Here is an 18,800-nt window from a genome sequence, read left to right on the forward strand (position 1 = left end):
TCACATGTCAGCGAAAAAATGGTTGCTATCGCTTGCGGCGGCCTCTCTGCTGCTAACCGGCTTGATGCCGGGGAGCGTCTCCGCCAGTGCTCCGTATGAGAGCTATATCTACAATTATTGGGAGGAAACGGTTGCCGTGCCTGCAGCCTATGTGCCGGTACGCTCCGTGACGGGGAAGGATCTGGGCATCGGGGAGTTTTTGGAGCCCAGCGATATGCATGTGTCAGAGGCGGGAAACATCTACGTGCTGGACAGCGGCAACAAACGGATTGTATGTCTCGATGAAGCGTGGAATGTCGTTCGCGTCATTGATGCCTTTATGAATGAAGGGAAAGAGGATGGCTTTGCCAATCCTTCCGGCATCTTCATTGACGGGGACGAGAACATCTATGTTGCCGATACCGACCATCAGCGGGTTGTCGTATTAACGGCGGAAGGCGCGCTTGTCCGGATCATTGAGCAGCCGGAATCGGATGTGCTGCCTCAAGGCTTTCAATTCATCCCGCTGAAAGTAACGGTGGATGAAGCCAAGCGGGTATTCGTTGTCGCCCGGGGTGTTTATGAAGGCATTATGCAGTTTGAGGAGAACGGTACCTTTCTCGGTTACGTCGGAACGATTAAGGTAAAACGCGATTATGGCGATTATTTCTGGCGACTGGTCTCAACGAGTGCCCAAAAAGCCCAGATGAGGCTGTTCATCCCGACCGAATTCTCCAATCTGGATATTGACGGCAAAGGGTTCGTTTATGCCACAAATATTGATGTCGGGTCCAAGGAGCCGATTAAACGACTTAATCCGTCAGGTGAGGATGTGCTGAAACGCTTTGGCTACTTTCCGGTTGCCGGGGATATTTATTATCGGAGAACGGTAGGTCCCTCCAAGTTCGTTGATATTAAAGTGCTTGGCGACGGGATTTACAGCGCGCTCGACTCTACCCAGGGACGCGTATTCACCTATGATGAGTCCGGAAACCTGCTGTATGTCTACGGCGGCATCGGGAATCAGCTGGGCGTGTTTAAGACGCCGGCGGCGATTGAACAGCTTGGAGACCGTCAGCTTGTGCTGGATCGGGGGAAGGCAAGCATCGTCATGTTCGAGCCAACCGAGTTCGGGAAACAGGTTAACCTTGCCGTACGCCACCATCATCGGGGGGAAGACGAGGAGGCGGAAAGGTACTGGGAACGCGTGCTTCAGCTCAACGCCAACTATGACATCGCTTATATCGGCATCGGGAAAGCGAAGCTCATGAAGGGAGAGAACAAGGAAGCCCTTCGATATTTTGAGCTGGGCATGGACCGCAAAAATTATTCCGTTGCTTATAAACGCTACCGCAGAGAAGTCATGAAGGAGCATTTCGGCACCATTTTATCGGTTGGGACCAGCGTTGTCCTGCTCTATGCGGTCTATAGAACGGTGAGATACCGAAAGCAGAGGAGGGAAGGGAAGCATGAAACAGGATTATCTTAGATTCCCCCTTCATTTGATCGTGCACCCCTTCGACGGATATTGGGACCTGAAGTATGAGAACAGAGGGCGTCTCGGGGTTGCTTATGTCGTATTGGTACTTGTGGTCATGGCCATGATTTTGCAGCGGCAATACGCGGGATTTCTGGTCAATTACAATGATCCGCGGACGCTGAGCAGCATCGACGAACTGATCTTTATCGTGCTCCCGTTCTTTCTGTGGTGCGTCTCCAACTGGTCGGTCACCACGCTCATGGGCGGGGAAGGGAAGTTTAAAGAAATCGTGATGGCCAGCGCGTATGCCCTGATTCCGATGGTGCTGATTTATCCGCCCATGACGCTGGCGAGCCGGTTCATGGTGCAGGAAGAGGCCGTGTTCTACTATCTGCTTACGACGGTTGCGGCGATTTGGTTTATCGGGCTGCTCTTTGTCGGCACGATGACGGTTCATCAGTACTCGGCCGGCAAAACGGTCGTCACGATGTTTCTGACCCTGATCGTTATGGGCATCATCGTATTTCTGGGCACGCTCGTGCTGAGCATGATGCAGCAGATTTACACGTTCGTTGTCAACGTTTACCGAGAGATCCTATTCAGGCAATAGAGGAGGCCGTAGGCCGTGAAAAAAAGAAAATGGCTGTACACGGTGCTTGCATGTACCGTTATAACGTGCATGGCTGCGGGCTTTCTGATCTACGTGAATCGGGGAGCACCGGCAGTTGAAGTGGCGGCTTACCGAATCGCGGCAGCCGAGTTGACGCAGGGCGGTGAGCTGACCCTTCTGAACGATTCGACAGACGGCGTAGCCGGTATGGATCTGGTAGCGGAGACGGCGGCGCTCGCCCTGTATTATCATCCGGAAACGACCGAGGTGGCGGTACGGGATAAACGGAGCGATACGGTATGGTACAGCAATCCGTCAGACCGAATGGAGGATGGAATTGCCTCGCCGTTTGAGAAGGAAGTGTTGTCTTCGCAATTGACGCTGACGTTCCGGGATGCGATCGGCACGCTTGAGACCTATCCGAACTATACGTGGAGTGTGATGAACGGGAACTACACGGTGGAAAGCTTGGACAACGGAATTCGCGTCACGTATACGCTGGGAGATGTGTCGCTCGGGATCGATGCCTTGCCGAAATACATTTCGCAGGACCGATTGCAGGAGAAGGTGATCAGCAAGCTGGATGAGTCGCTGGCGAGATATGTGCAGGCCCGGTATTACCCCATGAAGGATAACCCGGCGATGCTGGAGCGATTGGATGACCAGATCAAGAAAGAGCTGGTGCTGAAAAAAATGCTGGGGGCGTTCGAGCAGGCCGGCTACACCGCGGAGGATCTTGCCGTTGATAACGAAGCGGGCGGAGGAGCCGCCGCAAGCGCCTCTTCGAAACCGCAGTTCAAGATTCCGCTCGAATACCGGCTGGAGGAGGATTCGCTGGTCGTTTCCATACCGCTTGATCAGGTAACGGAAAGCGAGAGTCACCGTCTGCGCAGCGTGGAGCTGCTTCGCTATTTCGGTGCGGCGGGCTCGCAAGAACAGGGATATATGCTGGTCCCGGACGGCAGCGGCAGTCTCATTAAGCTGAATAACGGCAAAGTGAAGGAAGAGCAGTACGTGCAGCGGATATACGGCACCGATCCGAATAACAACAGCGGCAGCCGCGGGCAGGTGGCGGAGCAGGCACGGATGCCCGTGTTCGGAATGAAGAGCGGAGACCGCGGCTGGTTTGCCGTGATTGAAGAAGGCGACGCCATCGCGAGCGTGTCCGCTGACATCGGCGGGAAGCAGAACTCGTACAATCATGTATTCAGCAGCTTTGCCGTGCGCGGCGAGGATATGCTGGAGCTTTACACCGGCAGCACGGTGCAGGAGATTCAGCTGCTGAATGACAAGCTCTACAGCGGCAACCTGGCGGTTAGATACAGCTTCCTGTCGGGTGATGAGGCCAGCTACTCGGGCATGGCGCGCTTGTATCAGCAAACGCTCGTGGAGGATAACCAGCTGACTCCACTGGAAGAAAACGAGGGGATCCCGTTCTATCTGGATATGCTGGGCAGCGTGGATAAACGGAGATCTTTTCTGGGCGTACCTTATGATGCCGTCGTCTCGATGACCACCTTCGAGCAGGCAGGGGAGATCGCCGCTCTTCTGAATGGCGAGGGCATCGCCAATCTCCGAATGCGTTACCTCGGCTGGTTCGGCCAAGGCGTCCATCACAAAACTCCGGTTAAGGTGAAGGCCGATCGCGTGGTTGGAAGCACATCGGAGCTGAAGGAACTGTCCCAGCAATTGAAGGATGCCGGCGGCGGATTGTATCCGGATGTTGCCTTTCAGCACGTCTATCATGATGATGGGGCGTTCACGCCGTCATCCGATGCATCCCGTTTCGTGACCAGGGAGACGGCAGCGCTGCATCCGTATGATCGGAACACGAACCGGATGGACTCTTATTACGGTACGTACAATCTTATGTCGCCGGCGAAGCTTCCTTATTACGTGGACCGATTCGCGGGGCAATATGAACGCTTTGGCATCGGGGCTGTGTCATTGCGGGACCTGGGCGATGTTCTGAGCTCGGACTACCGGGTGCAGCGGGTGGTTTTCCGTGAAACCGCGAAGCTTATCGTGACCGATCAGCTGCAGAAGCTGCATGAGGCCTACCCGGATACGATGGTTTCCGGCGCCAATGCATACAGCTGGGCTTATGCCAGCCACGTGATCGATGCACCTACGTCGAGCAGCGGATTCGGGCTGGCGGATGCGAAAGTCCCTTTTTATCAAATGGTCATTCACGGATACCTGGATTATGCGGGGGCAGCAGTCAATAACCTGAATGAGCAAAATTTACGCAAGCAGCTTCTGCAGTCACTGGAATTCGGATCAGCTCCGCACTTCCTGTGGTCATATGAACAAAGCTCGAAGCTGAAGTACACGCGTTTTGATGACATGTACTCCACCCATTACAAGGATTGGTTCGAAGAAGCGGTTTCCTTGTACAAGGAGCTGAATGAGGTGCTGGCGCCGCTTCGGACGCAGCGGATGGTGGAGCATAAGCGGCATGAAGGCGGCGTGGTCGAAGTGAGGTATGAGAACGGCACGTCGATTCTGATCAATTATACCGATCAAGCCGTCGATGTTAACGGGGTCCTGGTGGAGCCGCAAAATTACGCTGTAGGGGGTGGCCGGGCATGAAAATGAGATTGTCCCTGACTCAGAAAAGATCCATGCTCGGTCTCCTTTTCATCGCGCCATGGCTGATCGGTTTCGTCTTTTTGTTTGCCGGACCTTTGCTCCAGTCCATCCTGTTCAGCTTCAGTAAATTGAACATTTCCCCCACAGGCTATGAACTGGAGTCGGTTGGATGGAGCAATTTCAACACGGCGCTGTTCGTGGACGCGAATTTCAACCGGATCTTGACGGAATCGATACTGGGCATGGTGGTGGACGTTCCGCTGATCTTGTTCTTCAGTTTGTTCTCCGCCATTCTGCTGAATCAGAAATTCAGGGGGAGAGCCCTTGCGAGGGCGATATTCTTCCTTCCGGTCATCCTGGCGTCAGGCGCAATTTCCGCAGCGGAAACATCCGGTCTGATCAATCTGGTCGGAAATGCTACGGTGGCGGAGGAGCTCGGGCAAGCTTCCGGGCAATTCAATGTGCTGTCGATGGTGCGCATTTTATCCGAGGCCGGATTTCCCCTTACCGTAACCGAGTATATTATCGGGGCGGTCATGAGGATCTACGATATTATCAGCAGCTCGGGCGTTCAGATTTTGATCTTTCTTGCCGCCTTGCAGGCCGTCCCGGGCTCGATGTACGAGGTCGCGAAGATCGAAGGGGCCACCGCTTATGAATCGTTCTGGAAAATCACCTTTCCGATGGTGAGTCCGCTCATCCTGACGAACATGATTTATACCATCATCGATTCGTTCGCGGACAGCACCGTGACCCGGACGATATACGAGACGGCCTTCAAAACGCAGAATTTCGGGCTCAGCGCCGCGATGGCTTGGCTGTATACCATCGTTATCAGCTTGCTGCTGATTATTATGGGGATCATCGTCTCAAGGAAAACCTTTTATCAAAACTAATGGCTAAGAGATTCCTGACGGTACAGGAAAAAAGGAGGTCCGTATGGCATCGATTCGGGATCGCTCGGACGAAACGGCTCAGGAACGAATGAACCGGTTCAAGAACAAGGCGCTGCCTATTCTGTGGGGGGTGTTCCGCTACCTGCTGATCATCGGTATTACATTCATCATTATCTATCCGATCATCTCCAAGTTCTCTGTGGCGTTTAAAGACAAACAGGATATTTATAATCCAACGATTTACATGATTCCGGTGCATTTCACATTGGATAACTTCAAGCTCGTGCTCGACTTGCTGGATTATTGGCCGCTGCTGCTGAACACGATGATTTACGTATTCATCACGATGCTGCTGACCACGATGTCGACCGCGCTTGCCGGATATGGCTTCGCCCGGTTCACCTTTCCAGGAAGCAACCTGCTGTTCGGCCTGGTCGTGCTGACGATCCTGATTCCGATGAGCACGCTGATGGTACCGATGTATTTGCATTTTCGCAGCTTTGATATTCTGGGGCTGGTTCACATGTTTACTGGAAAAGAAGGCGTTAACCTGCTGAACAGCTACTGGCCCTCGATCATTACTTCGGCTACGGCCACCGGGCTTAAAGCCGGACTGTTCATTTATATCTTCCGTCAATTTTTCCGGGGGCTCCCGAAGGAGATTGAGGAAGCCGCGCTGATTGACGGTGCAGGCGGGATTAAGACGTTTTTTGCGATCATGCTTCCCAATGCGATTCCGCCGCTCATTACGGTGACCCTGTTCTCGTTCGTCTGGCAGTATAATGACACCTTCTATACTTCGCTCTTTATGAGCGAGCAGTCGCTGATGCCGCTGAAGATCGCTTCCCTGCCCGCTGACGCGAACCAGTTTCTCCCGGCGCTGATGGGACTCGGTTCATCGGCCAAAGCCGATCCGAACTACGTGGCACTCGTGGTAGATACGGGGATATTGCTGGCCATTCTACCTCTCATTGGACTGTATTTGTTCGTGCAGCGCCACTTTGTGGAGAGCGTGGAGCGTACCGGGGTTGTCGGGTAAAGGCTGCTGCAGGACAGGTGACGCCGAAGGATAGATACGGATTACTAGATAGGTGCCGTATTGGAGGAAGAGGGATCATGGCACATGATGAATGTCGTGTTCCAAGATAGGTGCCGTGTTTGCAGGATGGATGTCGGGTTACTGGATAGGTGTCGTATCGCAGAATGAGTTTTGTACCTTGTCCTACGGGCGGCAACCTTCACCTAATTAAGAACTTACAGGACAGGAGTGAATCGCATGACAAAAGCAAGCAGCACCCGCTTTGAGGTCCAGCCGGACCTGATCAACCCGGCCGCTTCCGATCAAGCCAAACGGCTAATGGAGTATTTATGCAGCATCTACGGCAAACGGATGCTGACCGGGCAGCAGATTGGCGTTGTATCCACGCCGGAGTTCGACATGATCCACGAGGTCACGGGGAAATACCCTGCCGTCGGCGGATTCGATTTCATGAATTACTCGCCTTCACGGGTGGAGCGCGGAGCCGAGTGTCAGGACACGGATCTGGCGATGAAGTGGTGGAATCGAGGCGGGATCGTGACCTTCTGCTGGCATTGGAACGCCCCGAAGGATTTGGTGGATATGCCGCCGGATCGGACCTGGGGCAGAGGCTTTTACACCAATGCGACAACCTTTGATATCGCACAGGCGATGGCGGAGCCTTCATCGGAAGAGTACGGCCTTATCATTCGGGATATCGATGCTATCGCTGCCGAGCTTAAGCGTCTGCAGGATGCCGGCATTCCGGTGCTGTGGAGACCACTGCACGAGGCTTCGGGAGGCTGGTTCTGGTGGGGGGCCAAAGGCCCCGAGCCTTGCATTGCGCTCTGGAAGCTGATGTACGAACGCATGACGCATCACCACGAATTGAACAACCTGATCTGGGTATGGAACGGGCAGCACAAAGATTGGTATCCGGGCGATTCCTACGTCGATATCATCGGGGAGGACATTTATCCGCCTGCCCGGGATTACGGCTCGCAATCTGAGCGGTTCCGCACGGCTTTATCGTATACGGATACGGCAAAAATCATTGCGCTGACCGAGAACGGCGTCATTCCAGACCCCGATCTCATGCTGGAGGACGGATGCCCGTGGGCATGGAATTGCACGTGGTATGGAAACTTCGTGTTCACAGGAGAAGGAAATGAACGGAGGTATTCAGAAGAGTATACGGACGAGCAGCAGTTGATTCGAACCTATCATCATCCGTTTACGGTCACGCTGGATGAACTTCCGGATTTAAAAGGCTGAGCGGCTTGTATCTGATAAGGATGCAAGCATAAGCCGCTCTTAACCTGAGCGTAGAGTGGAGAACAAGCTGATGCGCGGAGAAGCCATATCTGTATGGAATATGACCCGATCCGCATCAAATAAATATATAGAGATGGAGAGACTACTATCATGAATCATAACGTTATGACCTTAAACCAATGGAAATTCAAAGCGTGCGACGAATCCGAGTGGCTTCCGGCACAGGTGCCGGGCTGCGTACACACGGACCTGCTGAAAAATGACAAAATCCCGGATCCCTTCTACGGAACGAATGAGCATGACCTGCAGTGGATCGACAAGAAGGATTGGGAGTATGAGACCACATTTGATCTGGATCCGAATCTGAGCGCCCAATCCCGCATTGAACTCGTGTTTGACGGCCTGGATACCTACGCGGACGTGTTCGTGAACGGGACGAAGGTGCTTTCCGCAGATAATATGTTCCGTTCATGGCGGATCGATGTGAAATCGCAGCTAAAGACTTCCGGCAACGTGATTAACATTCGCTTCCGTTCCCCTATTCAGGAGGATCTGCCGAAGCTTGCGAAGCTCGGATATCCGCTGCCGGCTACGAATGACCAATCTGAGCTTGGGGGTCTGGGCGATCAGAAACTGAGCATATTTTCCCGTAAAGCACCTTATCATTATGGCTGGGATTGGGGACCGCGGTTTGTGACCAGCGGAATCTGGCGGGAAGCCCGGATTGAGGCTTGGTCCGAGGTGCGAATCGATGACTTGTTCATCCGTCAGGATGAGGTTACGGCTGACATGGCTAAAGTTACCGCGGTAGCTGCAATCGAAGCGGAGCAACCTTGGCAAGGGGTGCTGCGCGTAACCGCAGACAGTCAGGTGTGGGAACAGCAGGTACAGCTTGAAGAAGGGCGTCACTCGGTTGAATTAAATCTTGCGATTGCGGAGCCGAAGCTGTGGTGGTGCCGCGGCCTGGGTGAGGCTCATCTGTATTTGTTCCATGCCGAGCTGGTAGAAGCGGAGCGGATCGTTGCAGTGAAAGAGGTTAGAACCGGCCTGCGCACCGTCAAGCTGGTGCGGGAACAGGATAGCCGCGGCACTTCTTTTTACATCGAGCTTAACGGCACGCCTGTGTTTGCCAAGGGGGCAAACCATATCCCGAATGACAGCTTCATAACGGAAATGACGGCAGAGCGTTACCGTCATGAAATCGCTTCCGCAGCGGAGTCGAATATGAACATGCTGCGCGTATGGGGCGGCGGTATTTATGAAGAGGACGTATTCTACGATCTGTGCGATGAATATGGAATCATGGTATGGCAGGATTTCATGTTCGCTTGCAGCATGTATCCAGGCGACGAGGCTTTTCTGGAGAACGTGCGGCTGGAAGCGGAGGAGAACCTGGTCCGTCTGCGGAATCATCCGAGCATCGTGCTCTGGTGCGGCAACAACGAGATTGATTCTGCATGGGCGCATTATGAAGAGAATGGCGGCTGGGGCTGGAAGAAGGACTATACCGAGGAACTCCGCGAGAAGATCTGGAGCGACTACGAAAAGGTATTCCACGAAATTCTGCCTGAGGCTGTAACCGGTTATGCACCGGGAGCGGAGTATTGGCCTTCATCCCCGCTGGTATCGCTCAGCCATGACAAGGAGCAGCATGCCAATCCGTCCACAACGAGCGGAGATATTCATTACTGGGGCGTTTGGCATAATACGGAGCCGTTTGATAACTACAATGTTTATGTCGGCCGGTTCATGAGCGAATACGGATTCCAGTCCTTCCCGGAACCGAAGACGGTCCGTACCTACGCCGAAGACGGCGATATGGAGCTGGAGTCGACAGTCATGCTGGCGCACCAGAAGAACGGTGCCGGCAATCGCTTGATCAAGACTTATATGGATCAATATTATAATGAACCGAAGGATTTTGAAGCTTTCCTGCATATGAGCCAAATTCAGCAGGCCGAAGCAATGAAGATGGCGATTGAAGCCCATCGCCGCAACAAACCGTACTGCATGGGCACGCTGTACTGGCAGATGAATGACTGCTGGCCGGTCGCTTCGTGGGCGGGCATGGATTATCTCGGCAGATGGAAGGCGCTGCAATATGTGGCCAAGCGCAGTTTCCGGGATGTGAGTCTGTCGATCGAGTCCAAGCACTCCGAAGTTCTGGTCCATCTTGTATCCGACATTTCAGAAGAGGTCCAAGGGACTCTTAAGGTTCAGTTATTCGATTTTAACGGCAAAGAGCTCTATGTATCGGAGCAATCGATCCGTGCGGAAGAGCAAGCGTCGCTCGTTGTGTTCCGAGCTGTGAACGAGGAACTGCTTCGTGGACATGATCCAGCCGAGGTCGTGCTGTTGGCGCAATTGCTTAAGGACGGAGACGAGGTGGACAGCAAAACATTCTATTTCGTGAATGACAAACAACTTCGTCTGCATAGCCCGACCATCCAAGTGAAAGAGGTCGAGGGAAGCAACGGCACCACGTTTGTGCTGGAGAGCAACGTGCTTGCCCGCCACGTATGGCTGTCGTCGGAAGCGGAAGGCTTCTACAGCGATAACTTCTTCGACTTGATACCGGGCATTCCGATGACGGTTTCCTTCAGCTGCCGAAATAACGGAGAGCAGGCATTCGTACCGGGCAAGCCAGGTCAGGTCGAGGTTCGGTCCATGGCTGATTGTATTGACCCGGCGATGGTGCTGGCGAAATAAAAAAACCATAATAGATCCGCTAAAAAGAGCCGCCCCTTTAACCGATTCTGGTGAAGGGGTGGCTTGTTTGTCTTTAATGGAGCCATGAATTGGATGTTAACCATTTCTTTATCATAAGCGGGTGATCACGGGGGTCGACACCTTGATCTGGATGACTCTATGTGATAAAGGGTATGCCATGGGTTTCTGATACAGGTCGGATGTCAGCAAACGAAAAGAAGTCCGGCACGCTGCTATCAGTTATTCTAGGTCTGTACACATCCTGTTGGACATGCTCATACCTCATAAGCAAAGATCGGGAAGGAGGCTGAACATGAAAAAACAAGTTTTGTTCATCCATAGTGCCGGCCCACAAGGCATTCGCCAAGGCAGCAGCGGCTTGATCGCCCATCTACAAGAACAGCTCGGTAAAGGTTACCATGTTATATCCCCAGGCATGCCCGAGAATCTGGATTGTACTCTGTGGAAAGCGCAGATAGCCAGTGGAATCGAGGCACTGGATGAGGAGCTTCTCCTCATAGGCCATTCCTTAGGCGGCTCGGTGCTGCTGAAATATCTCTCGGAAGAAGGCTGCAAGCGAACCGTCTCTGGACTGTTCTTGGTCGCGGCCCCCTATTGGGGCAAGGACGACGATTGGCAGAATGAAGAGTATACGTTACCCAATTCATTTGCAGCCAAGCTACCGCACATATCAAAGTTAATTCTATATCACAGCCGTCACGATCCAGTAGTACCTTTCGCACATGCCCAGCACTACGCGAAGCAGCTCCCCCAAGCCGTCACCCGGGCATACGAGGGCGACGATCACTACTTCGGCGAGGGCCTGCCCGAGCTTGCAGATGATATCAAGCGTATGTAATCCAAGCCCTCAATCTTGGTAAGCCCCCCCCTGTATATGTTAATTACAGGGGGCGGCTTCCTCCCCCCCCTCCCAAAAAAAGGGAGAGAGTAGCTGCGCAGCGGCTAATCATTCGTCCTTTGTTTAGTTTAGCATCTTCGAATAAGTGTGGATGCAGGTCCGTCCCGTTAAGACTTCAGCGGAGAAGGCGGAATGATTCTGGAGAAGCGGTAGCGGTCTCCTTTGCACCCGGATTTCTACATCAGCCCCATTCATTCATGGAAATCTGGGGGCAACAGAGATCGGAAGAATCATCCGCATGCGGAGCGATGCAAAGAACTACCCGCTCATTGCGACGCTATGGGAGCAAGAAGTAAGCGGCGGCGCATATAAACCTCGCATCAAAAAAAGACGACATCAGCTTTTCGCAAATGTCGTCCTCTTTTTTTACTTGCTCGCTTTATATGCGCTCAAGAATTCCTTCACCTTCGCCGGATCAGCCACCAGCTCGTTGCCGGTTTTTACGATTGGGCTGACGGTGGAGTAGGCTTTGATTTTGTTATTGTTGTAGTAAGTCAAAATTTCATCCTGGTTGATGGAGTAGAGCACGGCTCTTCTCAGATCATCGCTTTTTGCCACATCACGGTTCTTCGTGTTGAACAGCAAGTAGGATACGGCGTTGCTTTCGATCGTTTGCAGCTTCAGCTTGCTGTCGCCTTTAACCACATCGTATTTCGTTTCAGGCACGCCGTAGTACAAGTGAATTTCGCCGCTGCGCAGTGCGGAAAGCGTGCTGTCTGCATCCTTGATAAAGCGCACCTTCACTTGCTCGATTTTCGGTTCGTGCTCGGTGCCCTTCATGTAGCCAGGGTTTTTGAAGAAGGTCGCTTCATAGTCATTTTTGGAAGACAGAATATAAGGACCGCTGGCATACAGCGTGTTGTTATATTTGTCGCCTTCGGTTACCGTGTTTTGGTCGCCGTAAGGGATGTCTTTGTTCACATCGAATTTCTCGACGTCATACGTGTTGATGGATTCCACTTGTTTCTTCGATACGATACCGGCCGATTGGTGAGCCAGGTAGTTCAACACTTGCGGGAACGGCTCGGTGGTCGTCAATTTAATGACTTGGTATTTACCGTCTTTCGTGCTTGCTTGATTCTTGTCGTCAACGAGGGAAGTGATCTTGGTATCCAAGCCAGCTTCCAGCGCATCCTTAATGCTTTCGCTGCCACCGGATACTTTGGTGTTCTCCAGCGCGCTCAGATCGGTTACAGCTTCAACCGTGTTGATATGCTCGTGAAGCGTGTAGGTACGATGATCCGGTACCGAATTTTTGTCTTTGGCTCTGTTCATGGAGAAGATGACATCGTCGGCGCCTACGCGCTCGCCGGAATCTTCAGCCTTTTTGTTTGTGATTTTAGCAAAGTTAATGTCGTCTCTAAGAATGAAGTAATACTCCGAGTTGCCTTCGCCAATGGCATGGTTATAAGACAGCGAGCCTTCGGATGTGATCTTGTCATCATCGGTCAGGTTGATCAGACGTACGTTCATGTTGGTGTTGATGATGTTGATGGAACCGTCATTACCCTTGATTGGATCAAGAGAAGTCAGTTCGGAGATCGATTGGGACAGAATCAGCGGCTGCGAAGCACGCTTGGATTGGTCTTTGAAATCAACGGCTTCCCAAGGAAGGGAACGGGACTTCGAGAGACGGACGGAATTTTCGTCCAGGACATCCTTGTTGAACGCTTGGCTCTTCAGGGAGATGTACAATGGTGCGATATAAGCTTTGTCTGTTACAAGACGTTGTTCCAGTTGTTTGTAAGTTTCAACAGCGTCTTCTGGCGTTTGCGTAGCTGCTTGGTCGATCAGCTTGTCTACTTCTTCGTCGGACAGGATGCTGTAGTCGCCGCCGGTTTTGAACAGGGAACGAACGGCATAGTCAGGGTTACCCGTTACGGTAGTCCAGCTGGACAGCGCGATGTCGTAGTTGCCGGCATCCTGCTGTGCCTTGAAGCTGCCGTAGTCCGCCTGCAGATTCAGCTTCACATTGAAGCCGTTCTTCGTGAGCTGGTCGCGAATGATGTTGACATCGGATTCGTTAGAGCTCATGCCAAGCAGTTCAATATTAACAGCGGATGTGTCTGTTGCTGTATCCGATGGTTCTTGCTGATTTTGCTGTGCATCATCTTTGGTTGTTACGTTGCATCCGGCCAGTACAATGACTAGCGAGAGAAACAGTAACAGCAAGGAACTCTTTTTCATTGGTGATACCCTCCTGAGTTGTATATATATAAAATATTTTTTGAAACCGATAGTTAGTGTGCCAAGGGCACGAAAAGTTTTAATCCAGCTTAGGATCCAGGGCATCCCGCAGTCCGTCGCCAAGGAAGTTGAAGGACAGGACAAGCCCGATGATGGCTAGACCCGGATAAATGGCCAAGTAGGAATGCGTCTCAAGATACGTGCTTCCGATCTTCAGGATATTCCCCCATTCCGGGATGTGCGGCTCAACGCCGAGACCCAGATAACTCAAGCTGCTCGTCGAGATGACGGCTGCACCAATGGTTAGCGTAGATTTGACAATCATGGGTGCAAGCGAGTTAGGAACGATATGCTTGAATATAATCGAAAAATTGCTGGAGCCGAAAGCTCTGGCCGCATCGACATATTCAAAGGTGGAGACCAGGAGCACGTTCGCCCTCATGGTTCTCGCATAAGTCGGTATTGCGCCTACGCTGAGTGCCAGGATGAGGTTGACGGTGTTGGCTCCGAATGCAGCAATGATCGCAATGGCGAGCAGGATGCCCGGAATGGCGTACAGCACATCCAGCAAACGCATGATGATGTTATCGGTATGGCGGCCATAGTAGCCGGAGATGGCACCGAGAACACCGCCGATGACAACCGGGATCGCTGTAGAGGCAAATCCGACGATCAGCGAGATTCGGGCACCGAATACGATTCGGGAGAACAAATCCCGGCCGAAGTTGTCCGTACCGAATGGGTACACAAGGCTTGGCGGCTGCAGGATGGCACTGTAATTGTTATCGATCGCGATGCTGTAATCAAAGGTAAACAGACTGCTTACCGACAGACAGAACAGGAAGATCACAAAGAACAGTCCGGACATGGCCGTCGAGTTGGCAGTAAGCTTCACCCACACGTCGCCCCAGCGGGTCATCGCCGGATTGCCGTTCTTGCGTATCTTCGCAAGCAGGTTGATGCCGAGCACCAAGGCAAAAATATTACCCGTCACCGCAGTCAGAATGAGCGGAAAGGCAAGCCAGGCCATCCGGGGAGGTGCAGAATTCGTTGTAACATATCGGGCAACGAGTATAAGCGCGATCAGCTGAATGACTGCAATCATCAGAAGCAAGGCCATCGCCGGCAGGAATGTATTCGAGACATAAGGCTTGAACAGATTCAGTGCCGAGACCGCGATGACAAACAGCTGGGTTAACAGCATGTAGACGGCAATTGTATATTCAGGAGGCTTCTGTTTTTTGATCAGATTGAAACCGAACGTGACGGTAAACAGATTTCCTGTGGCAATGCTCAGCAGCTGAATGTATCCCAGGATCCTTGTCGAGCGCCGGATTTCTCCCTGGCTTCGAAGATCTCTGCGGATCAACAGCGTAATGATGATCTGAATGATGGTGAACAATGCATATGCCGCAAAGGAGGCGAACACCCACGGTTTGATGGTTCCCCCAGTGAAATCAAAGCTGTTCAGAAGCAGGATCACCGTTAAGGTCAAAGAAATAACCCATGTGAAGCTGGCTTGACTGTACTCGTGTGAGGATTTCAGCTGGTGTTTGGTTTCTTGTTTAGAAAGAAGCTTCTTGATCATGAGTACACCTGCTTTAGTATTGTTTCATCTTGGACCTGATCCGTGGATCGAAGAACGCGTACAAGATATCAATGATGACGTTCACCAACGATATGGTAATGGCGGTGTAAACCACGCCGCCCATAATGGCCGGGATGTCAGGGATGAATTGTTTATCGACGATGTAGCTGCCGATTCCGCTGATGTTGAATACCTTCTCCGTAACGGCGGAGCCGCCGAGCATTCCGCCGAACTGAAGTCCGATGACCGTAATGATCGGAATGATGGCGTTACGGACAGCATGCTTCATCAGAATGGTGCTCTTGCTGAGCCCCTTCGCTTTGGCTGTGATCATGTAATCTTCATTAATAACCTCCAGCGTAGAGGAGCGCGTCATTCTCGCTACCGAAGCGGTAAGTCCTGTACCGAGCACGATCACCGGCATGATCATGGACAACCAGTTCTCCGGATTAAAGGTGGCGGGGAGCCACTGCAGCTTGATCGAGAAATTCAGGATGAAGATCAGTCCCTGCCAGAAGTTTGGAATGGACAGCCCGATCAGCGCGATGAACATAAACGTATAATCAAAAAACGAATTCGGTCTCGTAGCCGAGATAATCCCGATCGGCAATGCGATCACAATCGCGATAATCAGGGAAATGACCGTAAGCGTCAGCGTAATCGGGAACTTTCTGGCGATGCTTGAAGTAATCTCTTCATTGCCCGAGAAGGATTTGCCGAGATCGAAGTAGGCGATTCCTTTAATGTTGTTCCACAGCTGCGTGAGATAGCCCTGATCCAGTCCGTGCATTTTGTTAAAAGCCGCGATCTGTTCCGGCGTTGCCGTCTCGCCCAGAATGTTGGCTGCCGGGTTGAACGGCGACAAGTGGAGAATCGTAAAGACGAGCACCGCTACCCCGAAGATAACGAAGACCGTCATCACGAGTCTCTCCAGAATATATTTCAGGTAAGGATTGCTGTACAAAAAAATAAGGATGTACATCAGCAAGCCCGGAATAAATGATATAATGAAGAACAACGGATTCTCGATGAGAGAACCAAACGTATCGGCCATGGTCAACCGTTTCCGGTTGCTCAGTTTCAGTTCCTTGACAGTCCGTTCCTTAAGGACTTCCCGGAATCTTGCTTCTACGATTTTGTCGACTTCCTGCCGAAGCTGCCCTTCATTGACTTTTTGCTTGAAGAAGTCGTGCTTGCGCTTCTGCTGCTCCATCATCTCGGAGCGAAGGGCCTCCAGATCTCCGGCAGCCAGCATCTCGCTGCGTATGCGGTTCTCAGCCGCCGCGTAGTCGTCCTTCTTTCTCTGAACCAAATAAAATAGGAAGACCACGAGATTCACGGGCGCTCCCAATAATAATAGTAAGTATCTATAAGAAGGATTCAGAAGGATCTTACTGTATGTGCTGCTTATCGAACCTATGAGTCTGTTTGGTCTTGCTGCTTCTGTCCCCCCCATAAGCTGCCTTTCCTCCTTGTTTCAAATTGCATTATTCCGAGTGATATAGTATATTTTATTTTAGCCTATTTTAAAAGTCAATAGATTATAAGAGTTGTAGATGATATTACTTTAATGACATAAACGCATAATGGCAGGTGAGCAGAGTTGGAACCGATATTGCAGGTTAAAAATTTGAGTGTAGCCTTTCAATCCCGTGATTCAGAATTTCACGCGGTGCGTGGGGTCAGCTTTGAAGTGAAGAAAGGGGAAACGCTCGGGATCGTTGGGGAATCGGGAAGCGGCAAAAGCGTCACCGCACGCTCGATCATGCGGCTTCTGCCTTCCCCGCCTTCTTATATGAAAGATGGGGAGATCCTGTTCCTTGGCCAGAACCTGGCCGAGAAAACCGAGAAAGAGATGGAGAGCATCCGCGGACGCGATATCGGGATGATCTTTCAGGATCCGATGACCTCGCTTAATCCGACGATCCGAATCGGGGAACAAATATCAGAGAGCCTGGTCAAACACCAGAAGCTGTCCAAGCAGGAAGCGAAGCAGCAGGCGCTTGAGATGCTGAAGCTGGTCGGCATACCGAACAGCGAAGCGCGTTATAACCAGTACCCGCACGAGTTCTCGGGCGGCATGCGGCAGCGGGTCATGATCGCCATCGCGCTGGCGTGCAGACCTGCGCTGCTGATCGCGGACGAGCCGACGACGGCGCTTGACGTAACCATTCAGGCTCAAATCCTCAATCTGATGAAAAATATGCAGGAGCGCTTCGGTTCTTCCATTATATTGATCACGCATGACCTCGGCGTTGTTGCGGGCATGTGCGACCGCGTGGCGGTAATGAAGGACGGCGTGATCGTCGAGACGGGAACGACGGAGGAAATTTTCGAGAATCCTCAGCATCCCTACACCCTGAAGCTGTTAAACGCGCTTCCGCGCCTGGACGAGAAGAAGAAAGCGAAGCCAGCGCCGATCATCGTGCCAAGCACGGATTACAAGGGACCTCTGTTAGAGGTTAAATCCTTGAAGCAGTATTTTGATATGGGTAAAGGTAATGTGCTTAAAGCGGTGAATGATATCAGCTTTCACATTCAGGCTGGGGAAACGCTCGGGGTTGTCGGGGAATCCGGCAGCGGAAAATCGACGACGGGACGAGCCATCCTTCGCCTTCACCAGCCAACAGGCGGAGAAGTGCTGTATCAAGGAATGTCCGTAAATCGTCTTTCTCCTTCGGAAATGAAGGCCATGCGGCGCCATATGCAGATGATTTTCCAGGATCCGTATGCCTCGCTCAACCCGAGATTGAAGGTGGTGGACATTATCGGCGAAGCGCTGGATGTTCACAAATTGACCGGCAGTAAGCAGGAGCGGAAGAAACGGGTCGAGGAGCTGCTGGATATGGTCGGATTGGATCCGGCCTACGCCACGCGCTATCCGCATGAATTCTCCGGCGGCCAACGCCAGCGAATCGGGATTGCCCGGGCGCTCGCGGTGGAGCCGAAATTCATCGTGTGCGACGAGCCGCTCTCCGCGCTCGACGTGTCGATCCAATCGCAGATCGTGAAACTGCTGGAGGAGCTGCAGCATCGTCTGGGCTTGACCTATTTGTTTATTGCGCACGACCTGTCGATGGTGAAGCATATCAGTGACCGCGTTGCCGTTATGTATATGGGCAAAATCGTGGAGCTGGCTGAAAGCGAAGAGCTGTACTCCAATCCGCAGCATGATTATACGAAGTCCTTGCTCGCGGCGATTCCGGTACCCGATCCGAAGATCGAATCCAAGAAGAAACGGGTACTGCTGGAAGAGCGCACCGGTGAGGACAAATATAACCTCGAGCATTCGGAGCTTGTGGAAGTATCGGAAGGTCATTGGGTGGCCATGCCAACCGGAGCTTAATTGAACTATAACAGAACCTGTCCCGATTTTGGGGCAGGTTTTTATATGAAGAAATAAGAATAAACTTCAGAGGCTTACCATCCTGATCTCGCAAGAAAAGCTTCCGCTTAAAGCATGTCTGCCCCTGAGAAGATACGTCGATACACGTTGTTCTCTTCCAATGAGTCATGCCAAAAAATTCACTCATAAATTGACGATTTG

Annotated in this window: 12 protein-coding genes; 9 read left to right on the top strand and 3 right to left on the bottom strand. The window is 52.1% G+C overall.

Annotated elements, in window-relative coordinates; genetic code table 11:
• Positions 1-4: 4 nt before the first annotated feature.
• The 8 genes from AC0VZ8_RS06475 (at position 5) to AC0VZ8_RS06510 (ending at position 11,418) form a co-directional block, all read left to right on the top strand.
• Positions 5-1,468, top strand: a complete 1,464-nt coding sequence (locus tag AC0VZ8_RS06475; protein ID WP_475486412.1) for a gluconolactonase — start codon at positions 5-7, stop codon at positions 1,466-1,468.
• Positions 1,449-2,069 carry a YIP1 family protein gene (locus AC0VZ8_RS06480; RefSeq protein WP_475486413.1) on the top strand — a complete coding sequence of 207 codons (621 nt, stop codon included), beginning with the start codon at positions 1,449-1,451 and terminating at the stop codon, positions 2,067-2,069. Before AC0VZ8_RS06475 ends, AC0VZ8_RS06480 begins: the two co-directional genes overlap by 20 nt.
• A 15-nt stretch (positions 2,070-2,084) precedes the next feature.
• Complete coding sequence (locus tag AC0VZ8_RS06485) at positions 2,085-4,661, top strand: DUF5696 domain-containing protein (protein WP_475486414.1); 2,577 nt, start codon at positions 2,085-2,087, stop codon at positions 4,659-4,661.
• The gene (locus tag AC0VZ8_RS06490; RefSeq protein ID WP_475486415.1) at positions 4,658-5,557 is read left to right on the top strand and encodes a carbohydrate ABC transporter permease; all 900 of its coding nucleotides are present in this window, start codon (positions 4,658-4,660) and stop codon (positions 5,555-5,557) included. Before AC0VZ8_RS06485 ends, AC0VZ8_RS06490 begins: the two co-directional genes overlap by 4 nt.
• Before the next feature lie 43 nt (positions 5,558-5,600).
• A complete protein-coding gene (locus AC0VZ8_RS06495; protein ID WP_475486416.1) occupies positions 5,601-6,596 on the top strand; it encodes a carbohydrate ABC transporter permease in 996 nt (331 codons plus the stop codon).
• 237 nt (positions 6,597-6,833) lie between these two features.
• Entirely contained in the window at positions 6,834-7,850 is a 1,017-nt protein-coding gene (locus tag AC0VZ8_RS06500) for a glycosyl hydrolase (protein ID WP_475486417.1), read from the top strand.
• 150 nt (positions 7,851-8,000) lie between these two features.
• Positions 8,001-10,559 (top strand): beta-mannosidase, encoded by a 2,559-nt coding sequence (locus AC0VZ8_RS06505; protein WP_475486418.1) that lies wholly within the window; start codon positions 8,001-8,003, stop codon positions 10,557-10,559.
• A 313-nt stretch (positions 10,560-10,872) separates the two neighbouring features.
• Positions 10,873-11,418 (top strand): alpha/beta hydrolase, encoded by a 546-nt coding sequence (locus tag AC0VZ8_RS06510; RefSeq protein WP_475486419.1) that lies wholly within the window; start codon positions 10,873-10,875, stop codon positions 11,416-11,418.
• Between the two features lie 426 nt (positions 11,419-11,844).
• On the opposite strand, the gene AC0VZ8_RS06515 is transcribed toward AC0VZ8_RS06510, so the two are convergent.
• The 3 genes from AC0VZ8_RS06515 to AC0VZ8_RS06525 form a co-directional block, all read right to left on the bottom strand.
• Positions 11,845-13,665, bottom strand: a complete 1,821-nt coding sequence (locus AC0VZ8_RS06515) for an ABC transporter substrate-binding protein (protein ID WP_475486420.1) — start codon at positions 13,663-13,665, stop codon at positions 11,845-11,847.
• Positions 13,666-13,744: 79 nt separating this feature from the next.
• The gene (locus tag AC0VZ8_RS06520) at positions 13,745-15,253 is read right to left on the bottom strand and encodes an ABC transporter permease (RefSeq protein ID WP_475486421.1); all 1,509 of its coding nucleotides are present in this window, start codon (positions 15,251-15,253) and stop codon (positions 13,745-13,747) included.
• 13 nt (positions 15,254-15,266) lie between these two features.
• A complete protein-coding gene (locus AC0VZ8_RS06525) occupies positions 15,267-16,709 on the bottom strand; it encodes an ABC transporter permease (protein WP_475486422.1) in 1,443 nt (480 codons plus the stop codon).
• 147 nt (positions 16,710-16,856) lie between these two features.
• On the opposite strand from AC0VZ8_RS06525, the gene AC0VZ8_RS06530 reads away from it, so the two are divergent.
• Positions 16,857-18,599, top strand: a complete 1,743-nt coding sequence (locus AC0VZ8_RS06530; RefSeq protein WP_009589764.1) for an ABC transporter ATP-binding protein — start codon at positions 16,857-16,859, stop codon at positions 18,597-18,599.
• Positions 18,600-18,800: the final 201 nt, after the last annotated feature.

It is taken from the genome of Paenibacillus sp. QJM3NY_38, from assembly GCF_056173265.1.